The following is a 23,889-nucleotide window of genomic DNA, read 5'->3' as shown; positions in this document are numbered from 1 at the left end:
CGGGCTGCTACTTCTTATCCAGCGCGTGGCGGCCGAAATCCGGCGCGTCGACATCCTGGCCGGCCTGGACGATCGAACGGCGGATGGCGCGTGTGCGGGTGAAGAGTTCAAAAATCTTGTCACCCTCGCCCCAGCGGATGGCGCGCTGCAGATAGGCGAGATCCTCCGAGAAACGCGCCAGCATTTCGAGGATCGCATCGCGATTATGCAGGCAGACGTCGCGCCACATCGTCGGGTCGGACGCAGCAAGGCGGGTGAAATCGCGAAAGCCCGAGGCGGAATATTTGATGACTTCCGACTCCGTCACCGTCTCCAGATCGTCAGCCGTACCGACGATATTGTAGGCGATGATATGCGGCAGGTGCGAGACGATGGCGAGCACCTTGTCGTGATGCTCGGCATCCATCTCGTCGACCTTCGAGCCCAGCGCTTCCCAGAAGCTGCGCAGCCGCTTCAGCGCCGCCTCGTCGGTACCGGCGACCGGCGTGAAGATGCACCAGCGGCCCTCGAAGAGGCCAGGGAAACCGGCATCCGGGCCGGATTTTTCGGTGCCGGCCAGCGGATGGCCGGGGATGAAATGCACATTATCAGGCATATGCGGCTGCATCTGCGCGATGACCGAGGCCTTTGTCGAACCGACGTCGGTAACGATCGCCCCGGGCTTCAGGCTTGCCGAGATCTCCTTCGCCACACTTTCCGAAGCGCCGACCGGCACCGAGACGATCACCAGATCGGCATCCCTGGCGGCATCCTGCGACGACGTCGTATAGCGGTCGCCGAGCCCGAGTTCTTCGGCGCGCTTCAGCGTATCGGCGCTGCGTGTGGCGACGACGATCTCCCTTGCAAGACCAAGCCGCCTGATGTCATAGGCGAGCGAAGAGCCGATCAGGCCGATGCCGATCAGCGCGATCCGATCGAACTGCACGCTCATGCCTGATGTCCCATGAATTCGGTGAGCGCGGCAATGACGCCGCGGTTGGCCTCTTCGGGACCGATGCTCATGCGCAGCGCGTTGGCGAAGCCATAGCCGCGCACGGCGCGCAGGATGTAACCGCGGCTCGTCAGGAATTCATCGGCATCCGCGGCGCGCTTGCCGTCGATCTCGGGGAAATGGATGAGGACGAAATTGGCAACCGACGGCGTCACCTTCAGGCCGATCGCTTCGAACGCCTGCGTGAGTCTCTCGACCCAAATCTGGTTGAAGGAGACGGCCTGCTGGATGAAGGCCTGGTCGCGGATGGCCGCGGCCCCGGCGGCAATTGCCGGTGCGTTCAAGTTGAACGGCGCGCGCACGCGGTTTAGCGCGTCGACAATCTCGGCCGGTGCATACATCCAGCCGACTCGCAGCGCCGCAAGGCCGTAGGCCTTCGAGAAGGTGCGGGTCATCACCACGTTGGCATTGGAGGACACGACCTCGATGCCGGCTTCATAATCATTGCGGCGCACATATTCTGCATAGGCGGCATCGAGCACGAGGACGACATGTTTCGGCAGTCCGGCCTGCAGGCGGCGGATCTCGCTGACGGAAACATAGGTGCCGGTGGGATTGCCGGGATTGGCGATGAAGACGATCTTCGTCTTCTCCGTCACCGCGGCAAGGATCGCATCGACATCGACGGTATAATCTTTCTCCTTGACGACGACGGGCGTAGCGCCTGCGCCCAGGATCTGGATCTTGTAGACGAGGAAGCCGTGCTCGGTGATGATGCCCTCGTCGCCGGCGCCGAGATAGACATGGCAGAGCAGGCCGAGCAGTTCGTCGGAACCGTTGCCGCAGAGGATGTTTGCCGGATTGAGGCCGTGCACAGCGGCGATCGCCTCGCGCAGTTCGATCGCCTGCCCGTCAGGATAACGTCCCAGATTGTCGGCAACCGCCTTGAAGGCCTCGATTGCCCTCGGGCTGGCGCCGAGCGGGGTTTCGTTGGACGACAGCTTGTAGACGCGGGCGACGCCCGGTGCATGTTCCTTGCCCGGCACATAGGCTGCGATATCGAGAATACCGGGACGCGGAACGGGCTTGCTCATCTCAACGCTCATGGGTTCGACCTTGGAATTGCCGGAAATCCGGGCTGAAAAACACCAAGTGGCATTAAAGCGGAATGCGATTGTTGTCGAGAGCTATGGGCGTGACACAAGCAGTTGGAGACCGCCGGGAGCAGCGTCAGCTTCTACATAATTCCTTAAATCGGAATCGATTTAAGGATAAAATTATGCAGCATTCAAAGTGCTACAGCGTCCTTTGCGCGTCTTAAAAGACCCGCGGCGCTGTCGTGCGTGTGGTCGGCACGCCATGCGGTGCGAGAACCGGCACGAAAACGCGGCGCGAGGCCCGCGCCGCCACCGGCAGCCCCTGATAGAGGCGCTTCTGCGCTTCGACGATGATGACGCCCGAGAATGCCGGCCACAGCGTTCGGCCGATCCGCTCGAAGGCGCGGCGAAGGCGCAATATGGTCCTGAGCTTCGAGGGCGGGAAGAACAGCGCTTCAGCCGTCGCGCCCGGCGTAAAATTCGTCTCGCGCAACAGATTTGTCAACTGACCGCGGGAATAGGGCCGGCCCGAACCGAAGGGCGTATGCTCCATGCGTGCCCAGACGCCGCGCCGGTTCGGCACGACGATGACCAACCGTCCGCCCGGCGCCAGCACCCGCCAGAGCTCCTTCAGCGTCTCACGCGGGCTTTCGGCGAATTCCAGCGAATGCACCATCAGCACCCGGTCGATCGAGGAGTCCGGCAGCGGCAGCTCCTCGTCGAAAATCAGCGCCGTCGTCGAGAGCAAGCCCATCGGCCAGTTCACCGCACCCTGCCCGGCCGGCATGAAAGCGAAGGTGCGTTCGGTATCGGCCTGGAAGCGGTCGAGGAAGGGCACGGCATAACCGAGGCCGACCAGACGCTCTTGCGGCAGCCGCACCCAGAGCGAGGACAGCGCCATGGCGATCGACTGCTCGGCAAGACGTCCGAGCTCGGAGTGATAGAACTGGCGTAAGTCGACGATATCGGCGTGCATTGCGACAAATGTTATCAGCGGGCGGTTGGACTTCAAGGCCGGAACCTCTACATTTCCGCGAGACTCCTGGGATAAGGGATTATTGAACGATGAAACCTTTGGAATTAGACGTTTTTCTCTGCCGCACCGACAATTTCGGCGTTCTCGTGCACGATCCGGAGACAGGCTTTACCGCGGCGATCGATGCACCGGAGGAGGCGCCGATCCTGGAAGCGGCGACACGTCGCGGCTGGAAAATCACCCATATCTTCACCACTCATCATCACACCGACCATGTCACCGCCAACCTGGCACTGAAGGAGCAGTTCGGCTGCGAGATCATCGGCCCGATCAACGAGGCCGTCGCCATTCCTGGCCTCGATCGGGCGATGGCCGATGGCGATAGCTTCCTGTTCGGCGATCACACGGTCAACGTCATCGAAACGCCCGGCCACACCGCCGGCCACATCTGCTATCACTTTGTCGACGATAAGCTGCTGTTTGCCGCCGACACGCTGTTTGCGCTCGGCTGCGGCCGGCTGTTCGAACGCCCGGCCGCCGATATGTGGCATTCCCTCCAGAAACTCGCCGTGTTGCCCGATGAGACCGCCGTCTATTTCGGCCATGAATACACATTGTCCAATGCCCGCTTCGCGCTGACCGTGGACCCCGACAATGAGCGCCTCAAAAGCCGTGCCGCCGAGATCGAGGCCTTGCGCGCCGACGGCAAATTCACCATCCCGACGACATTGGGGCTGGAAAAGGAAACCAACCCGTTCCTGCGCGCCGCCGACCCGGCGATCCGCCGCAATCTGATGATGGAAGGCAAGACCAACGAGGAAGTCTTTGCGGAAATCCGCAAACGCAAGGACCATTTCTGATGTCGCCCGAGAACATCATCCGCGAACTCGGCCTGCAGCCGCATCCCGAAGGTGGCTGGTACGTGCAGACATTCCGCGATACGGCGGGCGGAGAACGCGGCCATTCGACAGCGATCTATTATCTGCTGACCAGGGGACAGCGCTCGCACTGGCATCGTGTCCATGACGCGGCAGAGGTCTGGCACTATTATGCCGGCGCGCCGCTCTCGCTGCACCGCTCGGAAGACGGAACGGCGAGCGAGACCCTGACGCTCGGAACGAATCTTTCTGCCGGCGAGCGGCCGCAGGCAATCATTCCCGCCAATTGGTGGCAATCGGCCGAAACCCTTGGCGATTTCACCCTGGTCGGCTGCACCGTCTCGCCCGGCTTCGAATTTTCAAGCTTCGAGATGGCGCCACCCGGTTGGGAGCCCGGCGGTTGAGGCCTACTCCGCCGCAGCAGGCTGCGCCTGGCTCTTGCGACGGAACATGTCCTGTGCGGCGAGCACTGCCCCGCCGGTGACGAGCAGGCAGGCAAGGGCGATGCGCCAGTTCGGCTCGGCAAATCCGAACAGCACCAGAATAAGCGTCGAAAGCAGAGGTGCGGCATAACTTGCCGCGCCGAGAATCTGGATATCGCCGTTCTTGACGCCGTAGTCCCACGCGTAGAAGGCAGCACCGACCGGAAAGAGCCCGAGCCCGGCGACGGCGACCCATTCGAAAACCGTTGCCGGCCAGACGGTCGTCTCCAGGCCGAGATGGCAGAAGAACGACAGGATGGAGGTCGCAAGGCAGAAGCCGGTGACGACATCCGTGGAGACGGCGTCGAAACGCCGCGTCAGCAGCGAATAGCCGGACCATGTGAAGGCGCAGAGAAAGGCAGCGCCGTAACCGACGGCATAGGCGCCGTCGAAATCGATGCCGTTGCGGCTAACGATCAGGAAGGTGCCGCAAAGCCCGGCAAGCGCACCTGCCACATGATACCAGCGCAGCCGTTCGCCCGGCAGCAGCGCCGAACCGACGACGATCAGCAGTGGCCAGAGATAGGCGATCAGCCCCGCCTCCACTGCCGGCGCGTTCCGGAGCGCGGTAAAATAGAGGAAGTGATAACCGAACAGTCCTGAAATGCCCGTCATCCAGACCTTGGCCGGCTGCTTCAGCAGCGCCAGCCGCGAGGGATTGAGGGTAAGAACCACAAGGCCGGGAATGCTGCCGATCGCAAAGCAGACGGCCGAAAGCTGGAACGGCGGCATCTTGCCGGAGGCGGCGGTGAACAACGCCAGGAACGACCACATTAGAGTGGCCGTAAAACCGATCAACGTCGCGCGAAGCTTCACCTGTCCCCCCTTTCACGGAGGCAGAAGCCCCGTCAGCTGTTGCTGCCGTATTTGACGGCAGTGATCGTCACCATTCCATATTCGGTTGGAATGCGCACATAGACAGGAGCGTATACATTTGCCGCGTCCGACTTGGCAAACCAGATTTCCATCCGGTTACTCTTGCTGAGATAGTCGATGTCCTTGCGGCCTTTCTTGTAGCCCGAGCGCGGCACGAAGCGCACGCTGCAGACGGTTGCCTTGCCCTTGAAGCCATTGGTGGAAAAATCCTCGTCGCCCTTCGGCGACAGCACCAGATCCATGCGCGTCTCGCCGTCGAAGATCGGCAGCGTCTGCGAGCAGACCTTGGTATCGCCGGTGAAGACCAGGCCGGAGATCGGGTCGAGCACCGAGCGCATGTCGCGCGGCGAGACGTCGATCCAGTTCTTCGGACGCTTCGGCATCGGTGTCGTCGTCGCCGAGATGATGTTGCCGTTGCGGTAGCTGACCTCGTAGACGCGGGCCTTCCTCTTGCCGCTCTTGTAGTAGAGCGAATATTTCAACGCCTGCAGCCTGTTCTTGCGCACGACGCCGGTGACGCTGGTCTTGGCCGAAATCGTCGTGACGAGATCGGCAAGACCGGCAGAATTGATGTCGCCGGCGATCTTGTAGCTGTGGTCGTCCTCGATCTGCGTCAGGAACGCGGCGCGCGCGATCGGCAGGCCGGCGAGCGCCACCCGGTATTCCGTCCGATGCTGGATTTCGGCCGCCGATGCCGGTATGGCAAGAAGTGCGGCGATGGCCAAAATGAAAATCCGTCTGCCCGAATGAGCCATGGAAAAACCCTTGTCTTGCTGCGCGCTGGCGGGCCCTTGCTGAGCGCTCTATACTCCTGCCGCGAAGGGAAGAAAACAGCAGCTTTTTGACAGAATTGCGGGAAAGGCCAAGGTTTGGCTTGACGCGAGCAGCCTGTCTGACTATAGAACCGCAACTTTCCAATCATGCCCGTTGGATTGCGCGCCTGGCTTTGCCGGGAATGGCAATTCGATGGCCCGAGAAAAACAAGAATAGGTGTTCCATGTCCCGCGTGTGCGAATTGACCGGCAAGGCCGTCCTGACTGGTAACAATGTCAGCCATGCCAACAACAAGACCAAGCGCCGGTTCCTGCCGAACCTGTGCCAGGTAACGCTGATTTCCGACGCTCTCAACCAGCGTTATCGTCTTCGCGTTTCGGCTGCCGCTCTTCGCTCCGTCGAGCATCGTGGCGGCCTCGATGCCTTCCTGCTGAAGGCCAGCGAAAACGAACTGTCGATGCGCGCTCGCCTGCTGCGCCGTCAGATCGCCAAGAAGACCGCTGAAGCCGCTGCTGCTGCGTAAGCTTCTGCCCTTCTTTCATACGGCTTCAAAAGGCTTGAACGGATAATACCGGACAAGCCTTTTGCTTTGCCGGTTTGCTCCTCCAACTGGTGGCATCACCCAGAATAAAAAAATGCTGAAGACCCGCTATACCATTGCCTATGTCGCGCTGATGACGCTCGTCGTCGTTGCCTCCAACTTCCTCGTCCAGTTTCCGCTGAACGCCGAAGTCGCCGGCATCAACCTCGCGGACATCCTGACCTGGGGCGCTTTCTCCTATCCGATCGCCTTCCTCATCACCGATCTGACCAACCGCCAGTTCGGCCCGCAGGCAGCCCGCAAGGTCGTCTTTGCCGGCTTCGTCGTCGGCGTGACGCTCTCCTTCTTCACCTCGGTGCCGCGCATCGCCATCGCCTCCGGCTCGGCCTATCTCGCTGGCCAGCTGCTCGATATCGCCGTCTTCAACCGCCTCCGCCGCCAGGCCTGGTGGCGCGCGCCGCTGGTCGGCTCGCTGATCGGCTCGGCGCTCGATACGGTGATGTTCTTCTCGCTGTCCTTCGCCGCCTTTTTCATCTTCCTCGGCCCGAATGATCCCTTTGCGCTGGAAGCGGCCCCCATCCTCGGTGTCTTCGCCACCGAGGCTCCACGCTGGATTTCCTGGGCGATCGGCGATTTCGCTGTGAAGATGATCGTCGGCCTCGTCATGCTGCTGCCCTACGGCGCGCTGATGAACGTGCTGCGGCCGATGCGGGCTGCTCGCGCCAGCTAATTGAAGTTACGGACGCCGCCGGACCGCGCCGGCGGCGAGGGCCGGATGCAGCAGCACCTCTGCCGTCAGATCGTCGATACCTAGCGATGAATCGAGCCGCAGCACCGGCGCTGTCTGTGTTTCCAGCCATTGCTCATGTGCCGCAAGGCTGCGGCGTTCGGGACCGGCCGTATCGTAACTCGCCGCCCATTCCAGGAATTCCCCGCTTTTTACGGCCATGTCGCCGCCCGGCCCGATCCTGTTTCCATATCGGGCAATCTCCCGCGCGCGGATGCGCGCCATCCGCAGCTCCGCCTCGATCCTGAGGAATATGATCAGATGGTAAAGCGGCTCGAGCGGCCTTCCCCATTTCAGCGCCGATCCGGAGAGGATCCAGCCTTCGTGCCGCGCCACCTCATCAAGCAGCAGCTCGATGCGCTCGTCGGCGTTCCTCGGCGTCGTGAACGGCGGATCGGTCGGTAACCAGAAGAAATCGTCGGTGTCGAGATGGGCGATATCGAGCTGTTCGGCAAGCGCACGGCCGAGTGATGTCGTGCCGGAACCGGACGCGCCCATGACATGAATATGCACCACGAACTTCCCTCCGAGGCTGTTTTCCCGATGTCACGGGGATAGCCGAGGCATATGACAACGCTCTAACATTTTGAATCTACGCATCGTGCTTTCCGAAAATCGATTCCGATTTTCGGGCCGATGGCTAGGATCAATTCCGCTTCCGGGAATTCGGCGCTGACCACGCGGCCTCTTCCGAAAGCCGGAATTCCAGCATCAGATTGCGCTGCAGGATCGAATGATTGTCGTCCGACACCAGAATGATATGGGTCGTGCCGTCGGCGGCCTGGAAAGCATCGAGCCCTTCCATATTGTCGATCTGCGAGTTGAAATTGCCCTCCAGCAGCAAGTCGCCGTCAACGACGGCGCCGGGCCTGATGTCGGCGCCCTTGATGCGCCGAAGGCGCATGCCGATGCCTTCGGCCATGTTGAAGCGGCGCTCCAGCAGCAGCAGGTCGCCGTTCGGCAGGAAGGCACCGTCGGTGATGTCGAAGCTGCCGTCCCGCTTAACCGAGAAACGGCCTTTCAGCGGCCCGCTGAGAATGGCCGCCAGCCGGTTGCCGTCGCTGTCGAGACCCCGTTCGGAAACGACGACCACGCCGCCCCGTAGCGGGCTGGATGCCGGCGCCGCGGTGATCGTTTCGATGCCGCGGTTGTCGCTCAGCATTCTCCGCGGGATCAGGATCGGCAAAGTGGCGATCGCTCCCGAGCCGGCAAAGCCGGGATCGGGATAGACATCGACGCGATGAGCCTGCTCGAAGGAGACCAGGATCCGGTCGCCGTCGAGCGCCAGGCCCTCGGCATCCATATGTCCCTTGCCTTCGAAGCTGCGCCCAGCGCTGTTCTTCATCGGCGTGATCTCGACATCCGAAAGGCCGGAAAGCCTGCCCTTGACGTCGCGCTCGATGCCACCGGTCAACCACTGGCCGGTATCGAGCACGACGACGAAATGTTTTTGGTCCGGCCGGAAACGGATGGAGGAGAGCGAGCCGAACAGCGCTCTGCTGGAGACCATCTCCAGCCCGCCGAGAAATTCCAGCGATCCGAATTGCGTCTCCGAAGAGCCGATCCTGAAATCGGAGATTTGCCGGCTAATGACAGGCACGTCGTCGCCGGCCCATGACGAGGAAGCGCCGGCTGCGATACAGAGCGCGATCGACGCCGCACGGCAGAGGCGCTTGACCGTCATTCTTCCCGCGATGTCAGCCGGCACGGCGTATCCGGCCGCCGCGCGGCTGGACGGATTGGTCCTCGAACAGTGAAGCAAGCTGCTCGGTCATCGCACCTGCAAGCTCGTCCGCATCGACGATGGTCACGGCACGGCGATAATAGCGCGTCACGTCGTGGCCGATGCCGATCGCCAGCAGTTCGACAGGCGAGCGCGTCTCGATCTGTTCGATGACGGCGCGCAGGTGCCGCTCCAGATAATTGCCCGGATTGACCGACAGCGTCGAATCGTCCACCGGCGCGCCGTCCGAGATCATCATCAGGATGCGGCGCTGCTCGCGGCGCGCGAGCAGGCGATTATGCGCCCAGATCAGCGCCTCGCCGTCGATATTTTCCTTGAGCAGCCCCTCGCGCATCATCAGCCCGAGATTGGCGCGCGCGCGCCGCCACGGCGCGTCGGCCGACTTGTAGATGATATGACGCAGGTCGTTGAGACGGCCTGGCGTCTGCGGCTTGCCACCGGCAAGCCAATTTTCACGCGCCTGCCCGCCCTTCCAGGCCTTGGTCGTAAAGCCCAGGATCTCGACCTTGACGCCGCAGCGCTCCAGCGTGCGGGCAAGAATGTCGGCGCAGGTGGCGGCAACCGTGATCGGCCGGCCGCGCATCGAGCCGGAATTGTCGATGAGCAGGGTAACGACGGTATCGCGGAACTGGGTGTCGCGCTCCATCTTGAAGGAGAGCGCCTGCATCGGATCGATGATGATACGCTGCAGCCGCGCCGGATCGAGATAGCCCTCTTCCAGGTCGAAATCCCAGGAGCGGTTCTGCTGCGCCATTAGGCGGCGCTGCAGCCGGTTGGCGAGACGGCCGACTGCGCCTTGCAGATGCGCCAGCTGTTTGTCGAGGAAGGCGCGCAGGCGCTCCAGCTCGGCGGCGTCGCAAAGTTCCTCGGCGGTGATGATCTCGTCGAATTCTTCGGTGAAGACGTGATAGTCGACCTTTTCGTTGAAATCGGCGAAGGGCGTATTCGGCCGGCGGGTCTCGCCCGGCGTTTCCGAATCGTCCTCGCCTTCTTCCATCATGTCGTCGTCGGAAATTTCGGCGCCTTCGGTTTCGCCGTCCTCCATCTGCTCGTCGGCAACTTCACTGTCCTCGACGGGGGCGGCGTCGGTGCCGGCATCCTCGTCGACCTCGTCCTGGTCCTGTTCGTCGCCGCTCGACTGGTCTTCCTGCTCCGACTGGTCGTCATTGTCGGCGTCGCTGTCATCGTCGCCGTATTCCTCGGCCATTTCCATGGCCGACAGCATGTTGCGGATGACCTTGGCGAAGGCCTGCTGGTCGTTGATCGCGCTCGACAGATTGTCGAGCTCGGACCCTGCCTTGTCCTCGATAAAGTCGCGCCAAAGGTCGAGCACCTTGCCGGCGGAGGCCGGCGGGCGCTGGCCGGTCAGCTTCTCGCGCACCATCATCGCAACCGCTTCGCCGACCGGTGCGTCTTCCTGGCGCTCGATGCCGGTAAAATTCGCCTTCGAATATTTCTCATCCGTCATGGAGCGCAGGTTAGACGCCATGCCCTCCATGCGCAGCGCGCCGATCGATTCGACACGCGCCTGCTCGACCACATCGAAGATCGCCCGGGCATCCGAGCCCTGTGGCGCCATCGTCGCATGCACCTTCTCGTCATGGCAGGCGAGCCGCAGCGCCATCGAATCGCCGAGACCACGAGTGACCGCCAGCTCATGCGCTGTCGGCCGCTTGGAAAGTTCCGGCAGCCGAATGCGCTCGCCGGCCATCCCTGGCCGTTCATTGGCGAAGGTCACCTCGACGTCGCCGTCGCCGGCGATCGAGCGCACGCAGCCGGTTATCGCCCGGCGCAATGGCTCGACGTCGACAGGCGCGCCGGGTTTTGCTTTCGAATTGTCACCGCGAGCTGCCATGATCGGTCGGTCTCAAGCTCCGAGAACGATATTGGCGGCACTTTCCTTCAGCTCGACGCCGAAGGCCCGCTGATAGTGCTCGGCGACCAGCGGACGCTCCAGCTCGTCGCACTTGTTGAGGAATGTGACGCGGAAGGCGAAGGCGAGATCGCCGAAGATCTCGGCGTTTTCGGCCCAGGTGATGACCGTGCGCGGGCTCATCACGGTGGACAGATCACCGTTCATGAAGGCAGCGCGCGTCAGGTCGGCGACGCGCACCATCTTCGACACGGTCTCGCGGCCGCCCTTGTCCTTGCCGAAGCTCTTCACCTTGGCGGAAACGATATTCACTTCATGATCATGCGGCAGATAGTTCAGCGTGGTGACGATCGACCAGCGGTCCATCTGCGCCTGGTTGATCTGCTGCGTGCCGTGATAGAGGCCGGTCGTGTCACCGAGGCCGATCGTGTTCGCAGTCGCAAACAGACGGAAGGCCGGGTGCGGCCGAATGACGCGGCTCTGGTCGAGCAGCGTCAGGCGGCCGGAGGATTCGAGCACGCGCTGGATGACGAACATCACATCGGGACGGCCGGCGTCATATTCGTCGAAGACGAGCGCAACATTGTGCTGATAGGCCCAGGGCAGGATGCCGTCTTTGAATTCGGTGACCTGCAGCCCGTCCTTGACGACGATCGCATCCTTGCCGACGAGATCGATACGGCTGACATGGCTGTCGAGGTTGATGCGCACGCAAGGCCAGTTGAGCCGCGCCGCCACCTGCTCGATATGCGAGGACTTGCCCGTGCCGTGATAGCCGGAGATCATCACGCGGCGGTTATGGGCGAAGCCAGCGAGAATGGCGAGCGTCGTGTCGCGGTCGAACAGGTAGTCGGTATCGAGGTCCGGCACATAGGCGTCGCCCTTGCTGTAGGCGGGAACGCGGATGTCGGAATCGATGCCGAAGGCCTCGCGAACCGAAACGGTGGTATCGGGCAGTTCTGATATATCCAGGTCGATCTTGCTCATCATGTCTCCAAGGCGGGTGATGCCACCCGGCCATACTGTCTCAGGCCATGTCGCAACCCAGACGCCGCGTTTTTTATTCCGCGCCCGTCCAGGTCGGAACGTCGGCGATACTTCTCCGGGACTGAAACGAAACCTCGGCGGGATAATGACCGCGTGCGAGCATTCTTGAAAGAGTCCCGGACAAGAAACGCCGCGTCCGGAAGGTCGGCGGAGGCGATGTCGGGAAAACGCACAAATATGAGCCGCGTTTGCCTGCGGCCTCAGCCGATTGGGACCATACCCGATTGAAGCCCAAGAGCAAGGACGGGAATTAACAAAAACCGTTCTGCTTCAACAATTGATAGGCCTGGATGACCGCGCGGAAACGCTCCTCCGAGCCGCGGTCGCCGCCATTGGCATCCGGATGGTGTTTCTTCACCAGTTCCTTGTAGCGGCTCTTGATCTCCGCCGATGTCGCATTGGCATCGAGGCCCATCGTTTCGAAGGCCTTGGTCTCAAGCGATTTCAGCTTGCGCGCCTGGGGGAAACGCGGTCCGCTGCCCTTGCCGCCTTCCTTGACGAAGCCGAAGGGATCGCGAACGCGGGTATAGGCGCCGGAGCGGATCTCCGAATGCAGCGGACTGTCCTTCGCCGCCTTGTTGACGCCGACCGTCCATGTCGGCCGATGGCCGGTGATCGCCTCTTTCTGGTAACGCGCGATCTCGCCGTCCGAAAGACCGGAGAAATAATTGTAGCCCTTGTTGTATTCCTTGACGTGCTCGAAGCAGAACAAGAAGAACTGGCCTTCCGCATTGCGGCCGACGGGAGCGCGATGCGCCCCCTTCTTGTCGCACCCGTCCCATTGACAGGTAGGCGGCGCCTGCTCTGTCTCCGGTTCGCGTTTGCGGCGTGTTCGGATGCGATCGAAATATTTGGAATCAAGTCTCATGACGGCGCTAATTATGAGGCTGTCGCGAAGCGACAACAAGAATTGACAAACGGGAATGTTGCAGGCTTGGTAGGAACCCTTTTCGCGAACCAGCAAGACCGGATGATGACCCTGCGAACCCGCATCGAAGAAAAACTTGTTAAAGCCTTCGCGCCCGAACGCCTGAGCGTCATCGACGAAAGCCATCTGCATGCCGGCCACCAGCCTGATATGTCAGGCACCGGCGAAACCCATATGCGGGTGAGGATCGTTTCCGGAAAATTCGCCGGCATGTCGCGGCTGGCGCGCCACCGGGCGATCACCGACCTGTTGAAACCGGAGCTCGATGCCGGCCTGCATGCGCTGGCCGTTGAACCGGCTGCACCTGATGAACCGACCCGCTGGTAGCGGCACCGAAGCCTATATGGATATTCGCCGCCTAAAACCCAAGCCGAATTAGGCTGGCTTTGCGCCGTCTTCCCCGGCCGGGCGGATGCGCAGCTTGGTGATGCGGTTCTTCTCGCGCTTCATGACGACGAAACGCTTGCCGTAGAAGGTGAAGGCCTGGCGCTCTTCCGGGATGGTCATCGATTCGTGGATGACGAGGCCGGCGATCGTCGTCGCTTCCTCATCGGGCAGGTTCCAGTCGAGCGCCCGGTTCAGGTCGCGGATCGGCACGCCGCCGTCGACGACGACGGAACCGTCGGCTTCCTGACGCACGCCCTGTATCTCGATATCGTGCTCGTCGGAAATGTCACCGACGATTTCCTCGAGAATATCCTCCAGCGTGACGATGCCCTGCACCTCGCCATATTCGTCGACGACGACGGCGAAATGCTGCTTGCGCCGCAGGAAGGCGTTGAGCTGGTCCTCGAGGTTGGTGCTGTCGGGCACGAACCACGGCTTCTGCGCGATCTTCACGATATCGAGGTTCTGCGGCTCCATGTTCGGCTCGGCGAGCGCCCGCAGCAGATCCTTGGCGTGGACGACGCCGATGATGTTGTCGATCGTGCCGCGCCACAATGGCATACGCGTGTAGGGACTTTCGAGGATGACGCGCACCACCGCTTCCGGCGCATCGTCGGCATTGATCGCCCGCATCGCGGTGCGGTGGACCATGATGTCGGAGAGTTCGAGCTCGCTGAGATCGAGCACGCCGCCGAGGCGGTCACGGTCGGCCTTCACCACCGATCCCTCGCGGTGCAGGAGATCGACGGCGCCGCGCAGTTCCTCATGCGCCGTCAGCATCGATGTCTCGCGTGAGAGATTGATGCCGAACAGCGAAAGAATCTGCCGCACGATTGCATTGACGAAGGAGGAAACCGGGCCGACGACGGCAACGAAGAGCCTGGCCGGCAGCGCGATGGCGAGTGCGAAGCGCTCAGGCGCCGAAATCGCCCAGCTCTTCGGCAGCACTTCGGCGAAGATGACCAGGATGACGGTCATTGCCAGCGTCGCCAGCGCCACGCCGGAACTGCCGAACAGCCCGAGGAAGAGGCTGGTGGCAATCGATGAGGACAGGATATTGGCAAGATTGTTGCCGATGAGCAGCGCGCCGATCAACCGGTCGCGCCGCTCGATCAGCTGCCGGACGAAGCCGGCACGTTCGTCGCCGTTGACCTCGAGCGTATGAATACGGCTGCGCGAAACGGCGGTCAGCGCGGTCTCGGAGCCGGAAAAGAAGGCGGACATGAGCACCAGCGCCGTGATCGAAAGGATCTCCGGCCAGTATGTCGAAAGAAATGCCAGAGCGCCTTCGGCCGACATCAGGCGTGTTTTTCCTGAAGAAAGCTGATCACTTCGGACGCCGGAACATCGTCGGCGACGAAAGACTGGCCGACGCCGCGCGTCAGGATGAAGGTGAGCTTGCCGCTCTTGACCTTCTTGTCCTGGGCGATCGCGTCCATCAGCGTTTCGGCGGGCGGCAGTTCGCCCGGAATGTCGGACATGCGGGTCGGCAGGCCGACCTCCTTCAGATGCCGCTCGACGCGCCGCGCATCGTCGGGGCTTGCAAGGTTCATCCGTGCTGAGAATTCGTGCGCCAGCACCATGCCGATCGAAACGCCCTCGCCATGCACGAGGCGGGAGCTGTCATAGGCGGTCGCCGCTTCCAGTGCGTGGCCGAAGGTATGGCCGAGATTGAGCAGCGCCCGCTGACCATTCTCACGCTCGTCGGCAACGACGACATCAGCCTTTGCCTGGCAGCTTGCGGCAATCGCCTCGATGCGCGCGGAGCCGCCTGCGAAAACCGCCTTCCAGTTCGCTTCCAGCCAGGCAAAGAAATCCGGCTTGTCGATCAGTCCATATTTCGCGACCTCGGCGTAACCTGCGCGGAATTCGCGCTCACTCAGCGAATTCAGCACATCCGTATCGGCCAGAACTAGGTCCGGCTGATGGAAGACGCCGATCAGATTCTTGCCGTGGCGGGAATTGATGCCGGTCTTGCCGCCGACGGAGGAATCGACCTGCGACAGCAGCGAGGTCGGTACCTGCACGAAGCGCACGCCGCGGCGGACGATGCCGGCCGCAAATCCCGAAAGATCGCCGATGACGCCGCCGCCCAGCGCGATGACGTAATCGTTACGCTCGACGCGCGCCTCAAGCACCTTGTCGCAGGCCGTGATCAGATGTTCGAAGCTCTTGGTCTTCTCGCCGGCAGGCAGGACGACCTCAGCCGAGGCGATACCTGCTTCATCCAGACTTGCGACAAGTGCTTTGAGATAGAGCGGCGCGACATTTTCATCGGTGACAACAGCCGCCTTGCGGCCCTTGAGGCGAGAGGCGATCTCGGCGCCGGCCCGCACAATCAGCCCCGGCCCGATCAGGATGTCGTAGGCGCGCTCGCCGAGCGGCACATGCACCGTTCGGATGGCGGAGGCGGAGGTTATCGCATTCATGACGCTGCACTTTCCTTCTGAGCTTCGATCAAGGCCTTTAAGACTTCGTCGGCCATGATTTCCTTGCGGACGTCGCGCGAAAGCACGGTCAGATCGGCCTGCGCATAGATCGGATAACGCGCATTCATCAGGCCCTCGAGCGTCTGCTTCGGATTTTCGGTCTTGAGCAGCGGCCGCGTGTCGCGTTTGGCGACCCGGTCCCAGAGCACGTCGAGATCGGCCTTCAGCCAGACGGAAAGGCCGCCCTTCTTGATATGCTTGCGCGTTCGGTCGTTGATGAAGGCGCCGCCTCCGGTGGAGACGACACGCTGCCCGCTCTTCAGCAGCCGCTTGATCACCCGCGCTTCCAGCGCCCGGAACTCCTGCTCGCCATAGGCGGCGAAAAGCTCGGCGATCGTCATGCGCGACACCCGCTCGATCTCGAGATCGCTGTCGATGAAGGGAATGGCGAGCTGGCTGGCGACGATGCGCCCGACAGAGGATTTGCCGGCGCCCATCAGGCCGACAAGGATGAGATTGCGTGAACCGAGCGCGGCACGAGCTCTGTCTTTCAAGCTGTCAGCAACGGTCAGCAGTTGTTCACTCATCGGTCCATTCACACTTTGTTTGCAAACGGTATCGACAAATGCAGGTGGAGCGTCAAGTCGCAGGCAAGGGAATCATGGCTTGAATACCGCTTCTTGCACTTGCAGATAGGCTTCTTATAACAGAAGCAGCATGAAGGAGTTACCTGATGCCGACCCTGTTCCGCTTCCTGTTCGTCTGCGCGATCCTCGCCGGGGCGGTCTACGGAGCGATGCTGGCGCTTGTGACCTTCGTGGAGCCCGAGCCGCGCGACGTGACGATCCGCATCCCGTCCGAGCGGGTCAATCCGCCCGCCACGGGCGCAATCGACACGACCAGGAAGTGACCGGCATGGTGGATCTCGGCCGCGTCCATGTGGAATCCTTCCTGGAGATGATGAGCGCCGAGCGGGGTGCTGCCGCCAATACGCTGCAATCCTATGAACGCGATCTCGACGACATCAGAACCTTCCTGAAGGAGCGCAGCATCCGGCTCACCGAAGCCGCCTCCGCCGATCTCGCCGCCTATCTCTCCTCGCTCGCCCGAAAGGGCTTCAAACCCTCGTCCCAGGCGCGCCGGCTTGCCGCCATGCGGCAATTCTACAAATTCCTCTACGCCGAGGGACTGAGGACCGACGACCCCACCGGCATACTCGATGCGCCGAAGAAGGGCCGTCCGCTGCCGAAGACGATGGGCGTCGAAGAGGTCGGCAGGCTGCTTTCGCAAGCCGAGGCCGAGGCGGAGGATGCAAGCCCGGGCCAGCTGCAGCGCCTGCGCATGCTGGCACTGCTGGAATTGCTCTATGCCACCGGAATGCGGGTCAGCGAACTCGTCTCGCTTCCAGCCCGCGTGCTCGATCAGGAAGGCCGTTTCCTGATGATCCGCGGCAAGGGCAACAAGGAGCGGCTGGTGCCGCTGTCGCAATCGGCGATATCAGCCCTGAAATCCTACGGGCGCCTGCTGGCGGCCGAAAATGCAGCGGCGAAGGAGCCGCAGGAAAGCCCCTGGCTGTTTCCCTCCGTCTCGAAGGAAGGATACCTGCCGCGCCAGGTTTTTGCCCGCGACCTCAAGAACCTGGCGATCCGCGCCGGCCTGACGCCGTCGCTGATCTCGCCGCATGTCATGCGCCACGCCTTTGCCAGCCACCTGCTGGCCAACGGCGCCGATCTGCGCGTCGTACAGGAACTCCTCGGCCATTCGGACATTTCGACCACACAGATCTACACACATGTCCTGGAAGAGAGGCTGCAGCAGCTTGTCCAGACGCATCACCCCCTTGCCAAACAGGCGAAAAAGCACGAATAGGACCGGCGACAAGGGGCGGAGCCAGGAAAACGCCCCGGGCACAAGGAACGGAAACGCACCTCATGCACAATTATCTCGACTTCGAAAAGCCGATCTCCGACCTCGAAGGCAAGATCATCGAGCTGAAGAAGCTCGCAACGGAAGACGAGAGCATCGACACCACCGATGAGATCGGCAGGCTGGAGGTTCGCGTCCGCGACGCGATCGTCGAAATCTATTCCAAGCTCAATCCCTGGCAGAAGACGCAGGTCGCCCGCCATCCGCAGCGCCCGCATTTTGTCGATTACGCCAAGACGCTGTTCCAGGAATTCACGCCGCTTGCCGGCGACCGCAAATTTTCCGAGGATGCCGCGATCCAGGCGGGCCTTGCCCGTTTCCGCGGCCAGCCCGTCGCCGTCATCGGCCAGGAAAAGGGCAATGATACCAAGAGCCGCCTGAAGCACAATTTCGGCAGCCCCCGCCCGGAAGGCTACCGCAAGGCGATCCGCATTCTTGAAATGGCCGATCGTTTCGGCCTGCCGGTGATTTCGCTGGTGGATACGGCAGGCGCCTATCCCGGCGTCGGCGCCGAAGAGCGCGGCCAGGCCGAGGCGATCGCCCGCTCGACGGAAATGTGCCTCGGCGTCAAGGTTCCCCTGGTTTCCGTCGTCATCGGCGAAGGCGGCTCGGGCGGCGCCATCGCCATCGCCACCGGCAATAAGGTCTACATGCTCGAGCATTCGATCTACAGCGTCATCTCGCCGGAAGGAGCCGCCTCCATTCTCTGGCGCGATTCCACCCGCGCCCGGGAAGCGGCGACCAACATGAAGATCACCGCCGAGGACTTGAAATCGCTCGGCGTCATCGACGGCATCATTTCCGAGCCGCTCGGCGGCGCACATCGCGATCCCGACAGCGTGATAGCAGCAACCGGTGACGTGATCGCCAGTGCTCTGGCCGAAATGGCGTCCCGCTCGGGCGAGCAGCTGCGCAACGACCGCCGCCAGAAATTCCTCGCCATGGGCCGCAATCTCTAACGGACATTCGGCTCTTCACCGATTGGGGCCAAATCTTGGCCACATTGATGTTATCTGTAGCATTCGCGCTTGCGGGGATGTTCCAGGCACGTCATAGGCTGGTAAGGACTTGTAAAGTATAAGCCGTCTATGATTCCGTTTGATGCCGGACTCCATGGGCGGACCGGGTCGCATTATCTTTATGGGCTAGTTGGGATGCGCATACGTCATTTTGCCTATATTTCCCTCATGGCGCTGGCTCTGTCCGGCTGCAATGACGCGTTGGAAACCGCGCAGGTCGATCTTTCCAAGGTCAAGAACAAGGTCGAGCAGCCGCTTCCCAGCCATATCCTCGCTCAGATGTCCGCCAAGGGCATGGACCGCAATTCGCCGATCATGATCCGCATCTTCAAGGAAGAAGGTGCCATGGAGATCTGGAAGGCGAAGACCGACAACCGTTTCGACAAGATCGCCGATTACAAGATCTGCGCCTGGTCTGGCCGTCTCGGCCCGAAGGTAAAGACCGGCGACCGGCAGGCGCCGGAAGGTTTCTACGACCTGACGCGCGCCAACCTGAATCCCAATTCCAAATATTATCTGGCGATCAACACCGGCTTTCCGAACCGCTACGACGCGGCGAACGGCCGCACCGGCTCCGATCTGATGATCCACGGCGCCTGCTCCTCCTCCGGCTGCTATTCGATGACCGACCAGCAGGTGCTGGAGATCTACGCCTTCGCCCGCGACGCCTTCAAGGGCGGCCAGTCGACCGTGCAGCTGCAGGCCTTCCCCTTCCGCATGACGGCGGAAAACATGGTCAAGCACCGCCTCGACAGCAGTTATGACTTCTGGAAGATGCTGAAGGTCGGCTACGACAATTTCGAAGTGACGAAGCGCCCGCCTGAGGTGAACGTCTGCGAGAAGAAATACGTCTTCAATCAGCAGGCAACCGACGGCGGCGCCTTCAATGCCGCCGGCAAGTGCCCTGTTATGTCGACGCCGCCGGCGCTGACCGCCGCCCTTGCCGCCTACGGCAAGACCTACGATGCCGATTATGCCAAGGCGATGAGCAAATTTGACGGCATGGCCTGGTACGATCCCACGGAAGCCGAGCGCAAGGCCGTGGTCGCCAAGCTGCGCAAGGGCCGTGAACTTGCTTACGCTCCGACCGGCACCTCGCTGGAAGCCGGTCGCATGGTCAAGGTCGCCGAACTTGAAGACCTGATGGCCAAGCGCACCGCGCAGGGCCTCGCCGCCAAAACCGCGCCGGGCGCCACGCCTGCAGCCCCTGCCCAGCCTCAGGCAACAGCCGTCGCTGCCGCGACACCCGCGGTCGTGCCGGTGCCGATGCAGAACCCGCTGGCCTTTGCGGCGCCCGAACCGCAGGAAACGGCAGACGCCACGGCAAAGAAGCCGTTCTGGAAATTCTGGGCGAGGAACTGAACGGCTTGAACCCCGTTCTCTACGATCTTCGCGGCCTGAAATGCCCACTCCCCGTGATCAAGACACGCAAGAAGCTCGCCGCCATGGCGAGCGGCACGCTCATTCGCGTCGACACCACCGATCCGCTTGCTGTGATCGACATGCCGCACTTCTGCAATGAGGACGGCCACGAACTGGTCGAGACGGAAAAGACCGAAAGCGGCCACCGCTTCCTGATCCGCAAGCGCTGAAGCGCGTCTCCCAAACCAGTAAGCAGCTCTAAAAGAGCCACGCGGTTGGGTATCTGACCCATGCTCTTTGCGGCGCATATCTTGCCGAAGCATGGGACCAGCAAACCATCGGGCAAAACCAGCGTAATTAAACGAGCCTGACGGTTCACGATAGGCTTCACCGTCAGCTGCCGTCCGCGCCTCCGACCTTGCCTGCTCGCGCTTTCACAGCGTCGACAGGAGAGCAAGCAGCGGCGAAAATTCATCATACAACTACACAGCTTTTGTATGTTGACATTATACTTTACAGGTTCTAGCCATAGTGAGCCGTTGGAGGAACGGCAAGAATAGAGGAGGCTACCGATCCAAGTCTTCTGTTCCGCGAGAAGAGCGACAGAGTTCGCGTGCAGAGGTATGCAACTGCTTCATCGGATCCGATGGGCACGTTGAGCCATGTTCCTATGTCTCGATGAGCATCTTCCAACGCGCGCAACCTTTCGGGCCGGACCATCAGTGCCCGATTGTGGAAATATCGCTGGAAGGCGAAGCGCACAGAGGACCTTCCTCTAAGTCGCAAAGCCGGGATACCGACTCTGAGAATTAATCGTCATGCAAAACGGGAGGAGAGCATGAAAAACTTTGTTAAACTGGCGGCCAGTCTTATGGTTGCCGCTTCATTCATGAGCGGCGCGGCCAGCGCTCAAACGGTGCTGAAATCGTCCGATACGCATCCGGACGGCTATCCGACAGTCGAAGGCGTCAAATATTTTGGCGAGCTGTTGAAGGAGCGCACGCAGGGCCGTTATTCCCTCGAAGTGTATCATTCCGCCCAGCTCGGCGAGGAGAAGGACACGATCGAGCAGGTGCGCTCCGGCGTCATCGAGCTGAACCGTGTGTCAATGGCGCCCTTCAACGGCACCGTGAAGGAATCGATCGTTCCAGCTCTGCCCTATATCTTCCGGTCGGAAGAGCACATGCACAAGGTCATGGACGGCGCCATCGGCGACCAGATCAAGAAGGCGTTCGAACCGGCCGGTCTCGCGGTGCTTGCCTTCTACGATGCCGGCGCGCGCTCGTTTTACAACAAGACGAAGCCGATCAATTCGGTTGCCGACATGAAAGGTCTGAAGTTCCGCGTCATCCAGTCCGATATCTTCGTCGACATGGTGGCGGCCCTCGGCGCCAATGCCACGCCGATGCCCTATGGAGAGGTCTATTCGGGGATCGAAACGGGCGTCATCGACGGCGCGGAAAACAACTTCCCGAGCTATGACACCGCCAAGCACGCCGAAGTGGCGAAGAACTATTCGCTGGACGAGCACACGATCCTGCCGGAAGTGTTCGTCATGAACAAGGCGGCGTTCGACAAGCTGACGCCGGAGGATCAGGCGGTCTTCAAACAGGCGGCCAAGGACAGCGTCGCCAAGCAGCGCGAGCTGTGGTCAGCCAAGGTCGCTGAATCGCGCGCCAACGTCGAAAAGCTCGGCGCTCAGATCACCATGCCGGACAAGCAGGGGTTCATCGACGCCATGGCCCCGGTTTACGAAAAGCACGTGAAAGATGACGTGCTGAAGAAGATGGTCGAGGATGTAAAGGCTGTGCAATAGCCATAGCCTGCCTTCCTTTTTGCAGAAAGCGGCGTCGGTTATCGGGGTGGACAATTATCGCCACCCCGGTTCACCCGCCGCTTCGTGCACATCTTTCTCGTTTCCTCCCGCCAAGGGAGAGTGAGCGCCCAATTTCGACGAGGCCCTTATGTCGAACAACCTGACACCCGTCGTCAATTTTCTGACACGCCTGAGCAACGCCGCCCTTTGGCTGGCGGGCACCGGCTTGGTGCTGATGACGGTCTTTGTCGCCTGGCAGGTGTTTTGCCGCTATGTGCTGAACGACTCGCCGAGTTGGACGGAGCCGGGCTCGGTCATGCTGATGAGCTGGTTCATCTTCCTCGGCGCCGCCGTCGGCATCCGAGAGAATAATCATCTTGGTTTCGACGTGCTGCTTTATGTGCTGCCGAAATCCGGCAAGCGCGTCCTGCGCATGATCTCGGACGTCGTCATTCTCGCCTTTGGCGCCGGCATGGTCTGGTACGGCGGCGCGCTCATAAGCCTGACCTGGAACACAACCTTGCCTTCGCTAGGTATCTCAGGCGCGTTCGACTATCTGCCGCTCGCAGGCGGCGGCGTGCTTGCCGTCATCTTCTCGCTGGAGCGCATCGTGCTCCGCCTCGCCGGCGAACCGATTGACGATGCGCTGGATGAGATTCTGCCGGCGGAGATCGCCGTCGAGATCGAAAACATCAATGCCGATCCGAACGTCAAATTGAAAGTCTAGCACGATGGAACTCTGGATCCTGTTCGGTGTTTTCACCACCTTGATGCTGATAGGCACGCCGATCGCCTTCTGCCTCGGCGTCTCCAGCTTCGCCACGGTGCTCTACATGGGCCTGCCGCCGCTGGTCATCTTCCAGCGGCTGAATTCCGGCATGAGCGTATTTTCGCTCCTCGCCATCCCCTTTTTCATCTACGCCGGCGACCTGATGGTGCGCGGCGGCATCGCCAGCCGCATCGTCGCCTTCGCCGCTTCCCTGGTCGGCCACGTACGCGGCGGCCTCGGCCAGGTCAACATCGTCACCGCCACACTGTTCGGCGGCATCTCCGGTTCGGCGGTGGCAGAAGCCGCAGCCGTCGGCGGCCTGATGATCCCGCAGATGAAGCAGCGCGGCTATGGCGCCGATTATGCGGTGAACGTCACTTCAATGGCAGCGCTGATCGCGCTGCTCCTGCCGCCCTCCCACAACATGATCATCTATTCGATCTCCGCCGGCGGCAAGATCTCCATCGCCGACCTGTTCACCGCCGGCGTGTTGCCCGGAATATTGCTTGCGGTCGCGCTCATGGTGACCGCTTACATCGTTGCGCGCTCGCGCGGCTATCCGACAGAACCCTTTCCGGGCTTTGTCATGGTGGCTCATTTGCTCGCGGTCGCACTCCCCGGGCTGCTGCTGATCGCCATCATCTTCGGCGGAGTGAGGTCCGGCATCTTCACTGCGACGGAAAGCTCTTGCATCGCGGTGCTCTACGCGCTGCTGATAACCCTCCTGGTCTACCGGCAGATGAGCTGGAGAGACTTCGTGCACGCCACGCAGGGTGCCGTTCGCACGACGGCAATGGTGCTTTTGATTATCGGCACAGCCGCCGCCTTCTCCTGGTTGATGGCCTTCCTCAAGGTGCCTGCCTCGCTGGTGATCTGGATGAAGAGCGTCGCCGACGACCCGCTGACGGTGCTGCTCCTGCTCAATGTCCTCATGCTTGTGCTCGGCACTTTTATGGACATGGGGCCGACCATCATCATCTGCACGCCGATCTTTCTGCCGGTGGCGCAAGCCTACGGTGTCGACCCGGTGCACTTCGGCGTCATCATGATCCTGAATTTCGGCATAGGGCTGAACACGCCTCCAGTCGGCGCGGTGCAATTCGTGGCTTGTGCAGTCGGCAAGATCTCTGTCTGGGAGGCCATGCGCTCGATCTGGCCGTTCTACGGTGCGGGCATCGTGGTGCTCGGGCTGGTCACCTACATCCCGGCGATTTCGCTGTGGCTGCCGAGCGTGTTCAAATAGGAGT

Annotated in this window: 26 protein-coding genes; 13 read left to right on the top strand and 13 right to left on the bottom strand. The window is 61.6% G+C overall.

Going from position 1 to position 23,889, the window contains the following annotated elements; translation table 11 throughout:
- Positions 1-7: 7 nt before the first annotated feature.
- The 3 genes from RWJ89_RS30685 to RWJ89_RS30675 all read right to left on the bottom strand — a co-directional run bounded on the left by RWJ89_RS30685 (position 8) and on the right by RWJ89_RS30675 (position 3,040).
- Complete coding sequence (locus RWJ89_RS30685) at positions 8-931, bottom strand: prephenate/arogenate dehydrogenase family protein (RefSeq protein ID WP_168284969.1); 924 nt, start codon at positions 929-931, stop codon at positions 8-10.
- On the bottom strand, positions 928-2,025 hold the full coding sequence (gene hisC, locus RWJ89_RS30680; protein ID WP_206116968.1) for a histidinol-phosphate transaminase: 1,098 nt from the start codon (positions 2,023-2,025) through the stop codon (positions 928-930). Before hisC ends, RWJ89_RS30685 begins: the two co-directional genes overlap by 4 nt.
- Before the next feature lie 223 nt (positions 2,026-2,248).
- On the bottom strand, positions 2,249-3,040 hold the full coding sequence (locus tag RWJ89_RS30675; RefSeq protein WP_131663274.1) for a class I SAM-dependent methyltransferase: 792 nt from the start codon (positions 3,038-3,040) through the stop codon (positions 2,249-2,251).
- Positions 3,041-3,093: 53 nt separating this feature from the next.
- On the opposite strand from RWJ89_RS30675, the gene gloB reads away from it, so the two are divergent.
- Together gloB and RWJ89_RS30665 are read left to right on the top strand one after the other, a co-directional pair.
- On the top strand, positions 3,094-3,864 hold the full coding sequence (gene gloB / locus RWJ89_RS30670; protein WP_131663273.1) for a hydroxyacylglutathione hydrolase: 771 nt from the start codon (positions 3,094-3,096) through the stop codon (positions 3,862-3,864).
- Positions 3,864-4,286 carry a cupin domain-containing protein gene (locus RWJ89_RS30665; RefSeq protein WP_316031924.1) on the top strand — a complete coding sequence of 141 codons (423 nt, stop codon included), beginning with the start codon at positions 3,864-3,866 and terminating at the stop codon, positions 4,284-4,286. Before gloB ends, RWJ89_RS30665 begins: the two co-directional genes overlap by 1 nt.
- A 3-nt stretch (positions 4,287-4,289) precedes the next feature.
- Here the strand turns inward: RWJ89_RS30665 and yddG are convergent, their stop codons facing one another.
- Both yddG and RWJ89_RS30655 read right to left on the bottom strand, forming a co-directional pair.
- Complete coding sequence (gene yddG / locus RWJ89_RS30660) at positions 4,290-5,180, bottom strand: aromatic amino acid exporter YddG (RefSeq protein ID WP_316031923.1); 891 nt, start codon at positions 5,178-5,180, stop codon at positions 4,290-4,292.
- Positions 5,181-5,212: 32 nt separating this feature from the next.
- On the bottom strand, positions 5,213-5,995 hold the full coding sequence (locus RWJ89_RS30655; RefSeq protein WP_020051844.1) for a DUF3108 domain-containing protein: 783 nt from the start codon (positions 5,993-5,995) through the stop codon (positions 5,213-5,215).
- Between the two features lie 242 nt (positions 5,996-6,237).
- On the opposite strand from RWJ89_RS30655, the gene rpmB reads away from it, so the two are divergent.
- Together rpmB and RWJ89_RS30645 are read left to right on the top strand one after the other, a co-directional pair.
- Complete coding sequence (rpmB, locus tag RWJ89_RS30650; RefSeq protein ID WP_027666808.1) at positions 6,238-6,537, top strand: 50S ribosomal protein L28; 300 nt, start codon at positions 6,238-6,240, stop codon at positions 6,535-6,537.
- Positions 6,538-6,649: 112 nt separating this feature from the next.
- Positions 6,650-7,285, top strand: coding sequence for a VUT family protein (locus tag RWJ89_RS30645; RefSeq protein WP_077977777.1), 636 nt, complete (start codon positions 6,650-6,652; stop codon positions 7,283-7,285).
- A gap of 6 nt (positions 7,286-7,291) precedes the next feature.
- On the opposite strand, the gene RWJ89_RS30640 is transcribed toward RWJ89_RS30645, so the two are convergent.
- The 5 genes from RWJ89_RS30640 to RWJ89_RS30620 all read right to left on the bottom strand — a co-directional run bounded on the left by RWJ89_RS30640 (position 7,292) and on the right by RWJ89_RS30620 (position 12,874).
- The gene (locus RWJ89_RS30640) at positions 7,292-7,858 is read right to left on the bottom strand and encodes an ATP-binding protein (RefSeq protein WP_168284972.1); all 567 of its coding nucleotides are present in this window, start codon (positions 7,856-7,858) and stop codon (positions 7,292-7,294) included.
- Positions 7,859-7,988: 130 nt separating this feature from the next.
- Positions 7,989-9,026 carry an esterase-like activity of phytase family protein gene (locus tag RWJ89_RS30635; RefSeq protein WP_131663269.1) on the bottom strand — a complete coding sequence of 346 codons (1,038 nt, stop codon included), beginning with the start codon at positions 9,024-9,026 and terminating at the stop codon, positions 7,989-7,991.
- Between the two features lie 13 nt (positions 9,027-9,039).
- A complete protein-coding gene (cobT, locus tag RWJ89_RS30630; protein WP_168284973.1) occupies positions 9,040-10,941 on the bottom strand; it encodes a cobaltochelatase subunit CobT in 1,902 nt (633 codons plus the stop codon).
- A 12-nt stretch (positions 10,942-10,953) separates the two neighbouring features.
- The gene (gene cobS / locus RWJ89_RS30625; RefSeq protein WP_003543345.1) at positions 10,954-11,946 is read right to left on the bottom strand and encodes a cobaltochelatase subunit CobS; all 993 of its coding nucleotides are present in this window, start codon (positions 11,944-11,946) and stop codon (positions 10,954-10,956) included.
- A gap of 310 nt (positions 11,947-12,256) precedes the next feature.
- Positions 12,257-12,874, bottom strand: coding sequence for a J domain-containing protein (locus tag RWJ89_RS30620; protein WP_011653732.1), 618 nt, complete (start codon positions 12,872-12,874; stop codon positions 12,257-12,259).
- Between the two features lie 102 nt (positions 12,875-12,976).
- On the opposite strand from RWJ89_RS30620, the gene RWJ89_RS30615 reads away from it, so the two are divergent.
- On the top strand, positions 12,977-13,261 hold the full coding sequence (locus RWJ89_RS30615; protein ID WP_027666811.1) for a BolA family protein: 285 nt from the start codon (positions 12,977-12,979) through the stop codon (positions 13,259-13,261).
- A gap of 48 nt (positions 13,262-13,309) precedes the next feature.
- On the opposite strand, the gene RWJ89_RS30610 is transcribed toward RWJ89_RS30615, so the two are convergent.
- Genes RWJ89_RS30610 through RWJ89_RS30600 form a run of 3 tightly spaced genes read right to left on the bottom strand, consistent with a single transcriptional unit; the run spans position 13,310 to position 16,337 of the window.
- On the bottom strand, positions 13,310-14,620 hold the full coding sequence (locus RWJ89_RS30610; protein ID WP_168284974.1) for an HlyC/CorC family transporter: 1,311 nt from the start codon (positions 14,618-14,620) through the stop codon (positions 13,310-13,312).
- Positions 14,620-15,750, bottom strand: coding sequence for a 3-dehydroquinate synthase (gene aroB / locus RWJ89_RS30605; RefSeq protein ID WP_168284975.1), 1,131 nt, complete (start codon positions 15,748-15,750; stop codon positions 14,620-14,622). The genes RWJ89_RS30610 and aroB overlap by 1 nt, the downstream gene beginning before the upstream one ends.
- Complete coding sequence (locus RWJ89_RS30600; protein ID WP_077977781.1) at positions 15,747-16,337, bottom strand: shikimate kinase; 591 nt, start codon at positions 16,335-16,337, stop codon at positions 15,747-15,749. The genes aroB and RWJ89_RS30600 overlap by 4 nt, the downstream gene beginning before the upstream one ends.
- A 146-nt stretch (positions 16,338-16,483) precedes the next feature.
- Here RWJ89_RS30600 and RWJ89_RS30595 point away from each other — a divergent pair, with 146 nt between their 5' ends.
- From RWJ89_RS30595 to RWJ89_RS30560, 8 genes are all read left to right on the top strand, one after another.
- Positions 16,484-16,660 carry a hypothetical protein gene (locus RWJ89_RS30595; protein ID WP_025396223.1) on the top strand — a complete coding sequence of 59 codons (177 nt, stop codon included), beginning with the start codon at positions 16,484-16,486 and terminating at the stop codon, positions 16,658-16,660.
- Positions 16,661-16,665: 5 nt separating this feature from the next.
- A complete protein-coding gene (gene xerD / locus RWJ89_RS30590) occupies positions 16,666-17,619 on the top strand; it encodes a site-specific tyrosine recombinase XerD (protein WP_168293542.1) in 954 nt (317 codons plus the stop codon).
- A gap of 62 nt (positions 17,620-17,681) precedes the next feature.
- Positions 17,682-18,635 carry an acetyl-CoA carboxylase carboxyltransferase subunit alpha gene (locus RWJ89_RS30585; RefSeq protein WP_017962320.1) on the top strand — a complete coding sequence of 318 codons (954 nt, stop codon included), beginning with the start codon at positions 17,682-17,684 and terminating at the stop codon, positions 18,633-18,635.
- A 195-nt stretch (positions 18,636-18,830) separates the two neighbouring features.
- On the top strand, positions 18,831-20,057 hold the full coding sequence (locus RWJ89_RS30580) for a murein L,D-transpeptidase family protein (protein ID WP_316031922.1): 1,227 nt from the start codon (positions 18,831-18,833) through the stop codon (positions 20,055-20,057).
- A 5-nt stretch (positions 20,058-20,062) separates the two neighbouring features.
- The gene (locus RWJ89_RS30575) at positions 20,063-20,287 is read left to right on the top strand and encodes a sulfurtransferase TusA family protein (protein WP_017989572.1); all 225 of its coding nucleotides are present in this window, start codon (positions 20,063-20,065) and stop codon (positions 20,285-20,287) included.
- 608 nt (positions 20,288-20,895) lie between these two features.
- Complete coding sequence (locus RWJ89_RS30570; RefSeq protein ID WP_316031921.1) at positions 20,896-21,873, top strand: TRAP transporter substrate-binding protein; 978 nt, start codon at positions 20,896-20,898, stop codon at positions 21,871-21,873.
- A gap of 148 nt (positions 21,874-22,021) precedes the next feature.
- A complete protein-coding gene (locus RWJ89_RS30565; protein WP_011653741.1) occupies positions 22,022-22,600 on the top strand; it encodes a TRAP transporter small permease in 579 nt (192 codons plus the stop codon).
- 4 nt (positions 22,601-22,604) lie between these two features.
- Positions 22,605-23,885: a TRAP transporter large permease gene (locus tag RWJ89_RS30560; RefSeq protein ID WP_131663260.1), complete on the top strand. Its 1,281-nt coding sequence runs from the start codon at positions 22,605-22,607 to the stop codon at positions 23,883-23,885.
- Positions 23,886-23,889: the final 4 nt, after the last annotated feature.

It is taken from the genome of Rhizobium sp. 10PS4, from assembly GCF_032464805.1.
Taxonomy (GTDB): Bacteria; Pseudomonadota; Alphaproteobacteria; order Rhizobiales; family Rhizobiaceae; genus Rhizobium; species Rhizobium laguerreae.
The sequence above is the reverse complement of the archived record's forward strand: the minus strand, read 5'-3'. Positions and strand labels throughout refer to the sequence as shown.

Excerpts from the sequence above, each read along its gene's own strand:
- RWJ89_RS30685 (WP_168284969.1), bottom strand. The coding sequence starts at position 931 with ATGAGCGTGCAGTTCGATCGGATCGCGCTGATCGGCATCGGCCTGATC.
- RWJ89_RS30655 (WP_020051844.1), bottom strand. The coding sequence starts at position 5,995 with ATGGCTCATTCGGGCAGACGGATTTTCATTTTGGCCATCGCCGCACTT.
- hisC (WP_206116968.1), bottom strand. The coding sequence starts at position 2,025 with ATGAGCAAGCCCGTTCCGCGTCCCGGTATTCTCGATATCGCAGCCTAT.
- cobS (WP_003543345.1), bottom strand. The coding sequence starts at position 11,946 with ATGAGCAAGATCGACCTGGATATATCAGAACTGCCCGATACCACCGTT.
- RWJ89_RS30635 (WP_131663269.1), bottom strand. The coding sequence starts at position 9,026 with ATGACGGTCAAGCGCCTCTGCCGTGCGGCGTCGATCGCGCTCTGTATC.
- cobT (WP_168284973.1), bottom strand. The coding sequence starts at position 10,941 with ATGGCAGCTCGCGGTGACAATTCGAAAGCAAAACCCGGCGCGCCTGTC.
- RWJ89_RS30610 (WP_168284974.1), bottom strand. The coding sequence starts at position 14,620 with ATGTCGGCCGAAGGCGCTCTGGCATTTCTTTCGACATACTGGCCGGAG.
- RWJ89_RS30560 (WP_131663260.1), top strand. The coding sequence starts at position 22,605 with ATGGAACTCTGGATCCTGTTCGGTGTTTTCACCACCTTGATGCTGATA.
- RWJ89_RS30665 (WP_316031924.1), top strand. The coding sequence starts at position 3,864 with ATGTCGCCCGAGAACATCATCCGCGAACTCGGCCTGCAGCCGCATCCC.
- RWJ89_RS30620 (WP_011653732.1), bottom strand. The coding sequence starts at position 12,874 with ATGAGACTTGATTCCAAATATTTCGATCGCATCCGAACACGCCGCAAA.
- RWJ89_RS30565 (WP_011653741.1), top strand. The coding sequence starts at position 22,022 with ATGTCGAACAACCTGACACCCGTCGTCAATTTTCTGACACGCCTGAGC.
- RWJ89_RS30600 (WP_077977781.1), bottom strand. The coding sequence starts at position 16,337 with ATGAGTGAACAACTGCTGACCGTTGCTGACAGCTTGAAAGACAGAGCT.
- xerD (WP_168293542.1), top strand. The coding sequence starts at position 16,666 with ATGGTGGATCTCGGCCGCGTCCATGTGGAATCCTTCCTGGAGATGATG.
- RWJ89_RS30585 (WP_017962320.1), top strand. The coding sequence starts at position 17,682 with ATGCACAATTATCTCGACTTCGAAAAGCCGATCTCCGACCTCGAAGGC.
- gloB (WP_131663273.1), top strand. The coding sequence starts at position 3,094 with ATGAAACCTTTGGAATTAGACGTTTTTCTCTGCCGCACCGACAATTTC.
- rpmB (WP_027666808.1), top strand. The coding sequence starts at position 6,238 with ATGTCCCGCGTGTGCGAATTGACCGGCAAGGCCGTCCTGACTGGTAAC.
- RWJ89_RS30615 (WP_027666811.1), top strand. The coding sequence starts at position 12,977 with ATGATGACCCTGCGAACCCGCATCGAAGAAAAACTTGTTAAAGCCTTC.
- RWJ89_RS30580 (WP_316031922.1), top strand. The coding sequence starts at position 18,831 with ATGCGCATACGTCATTTTGCCTATATTTCCCTCATGGCGCTGGCTCTG.
- RWJ89_RS30645 (WP_077977777.1), top strand. The coding sequence starts at position 6,650 with ATGCTGAAGACCCGCTATACCATTGCCTATGTCGCGCTGATGACGCTC.
- RWJ89_RS30570 (WP_316031921.1), top strand. The coding sequence starts at position 20,896 with ATGAAAAACTTTGTTAAACTGGCGGCCAGTCTTATGGTTGCCGCTTCA.
- RWJ89_RS30595 (WP_025396223.1), top strand. The coding sequence starts at position 16,484 with ATGCCGACCCTGTTCCGCTTCCTGTTCGTCTGCGCGATCCTCGCCGGG.
- aroB (WP_168284975.1), bottom strand. The coding sequence starts at position 15,750 with ATGAATGCGATAACCTCCGCCTCCGCCATCCGAACGGTGCATGTGCCG.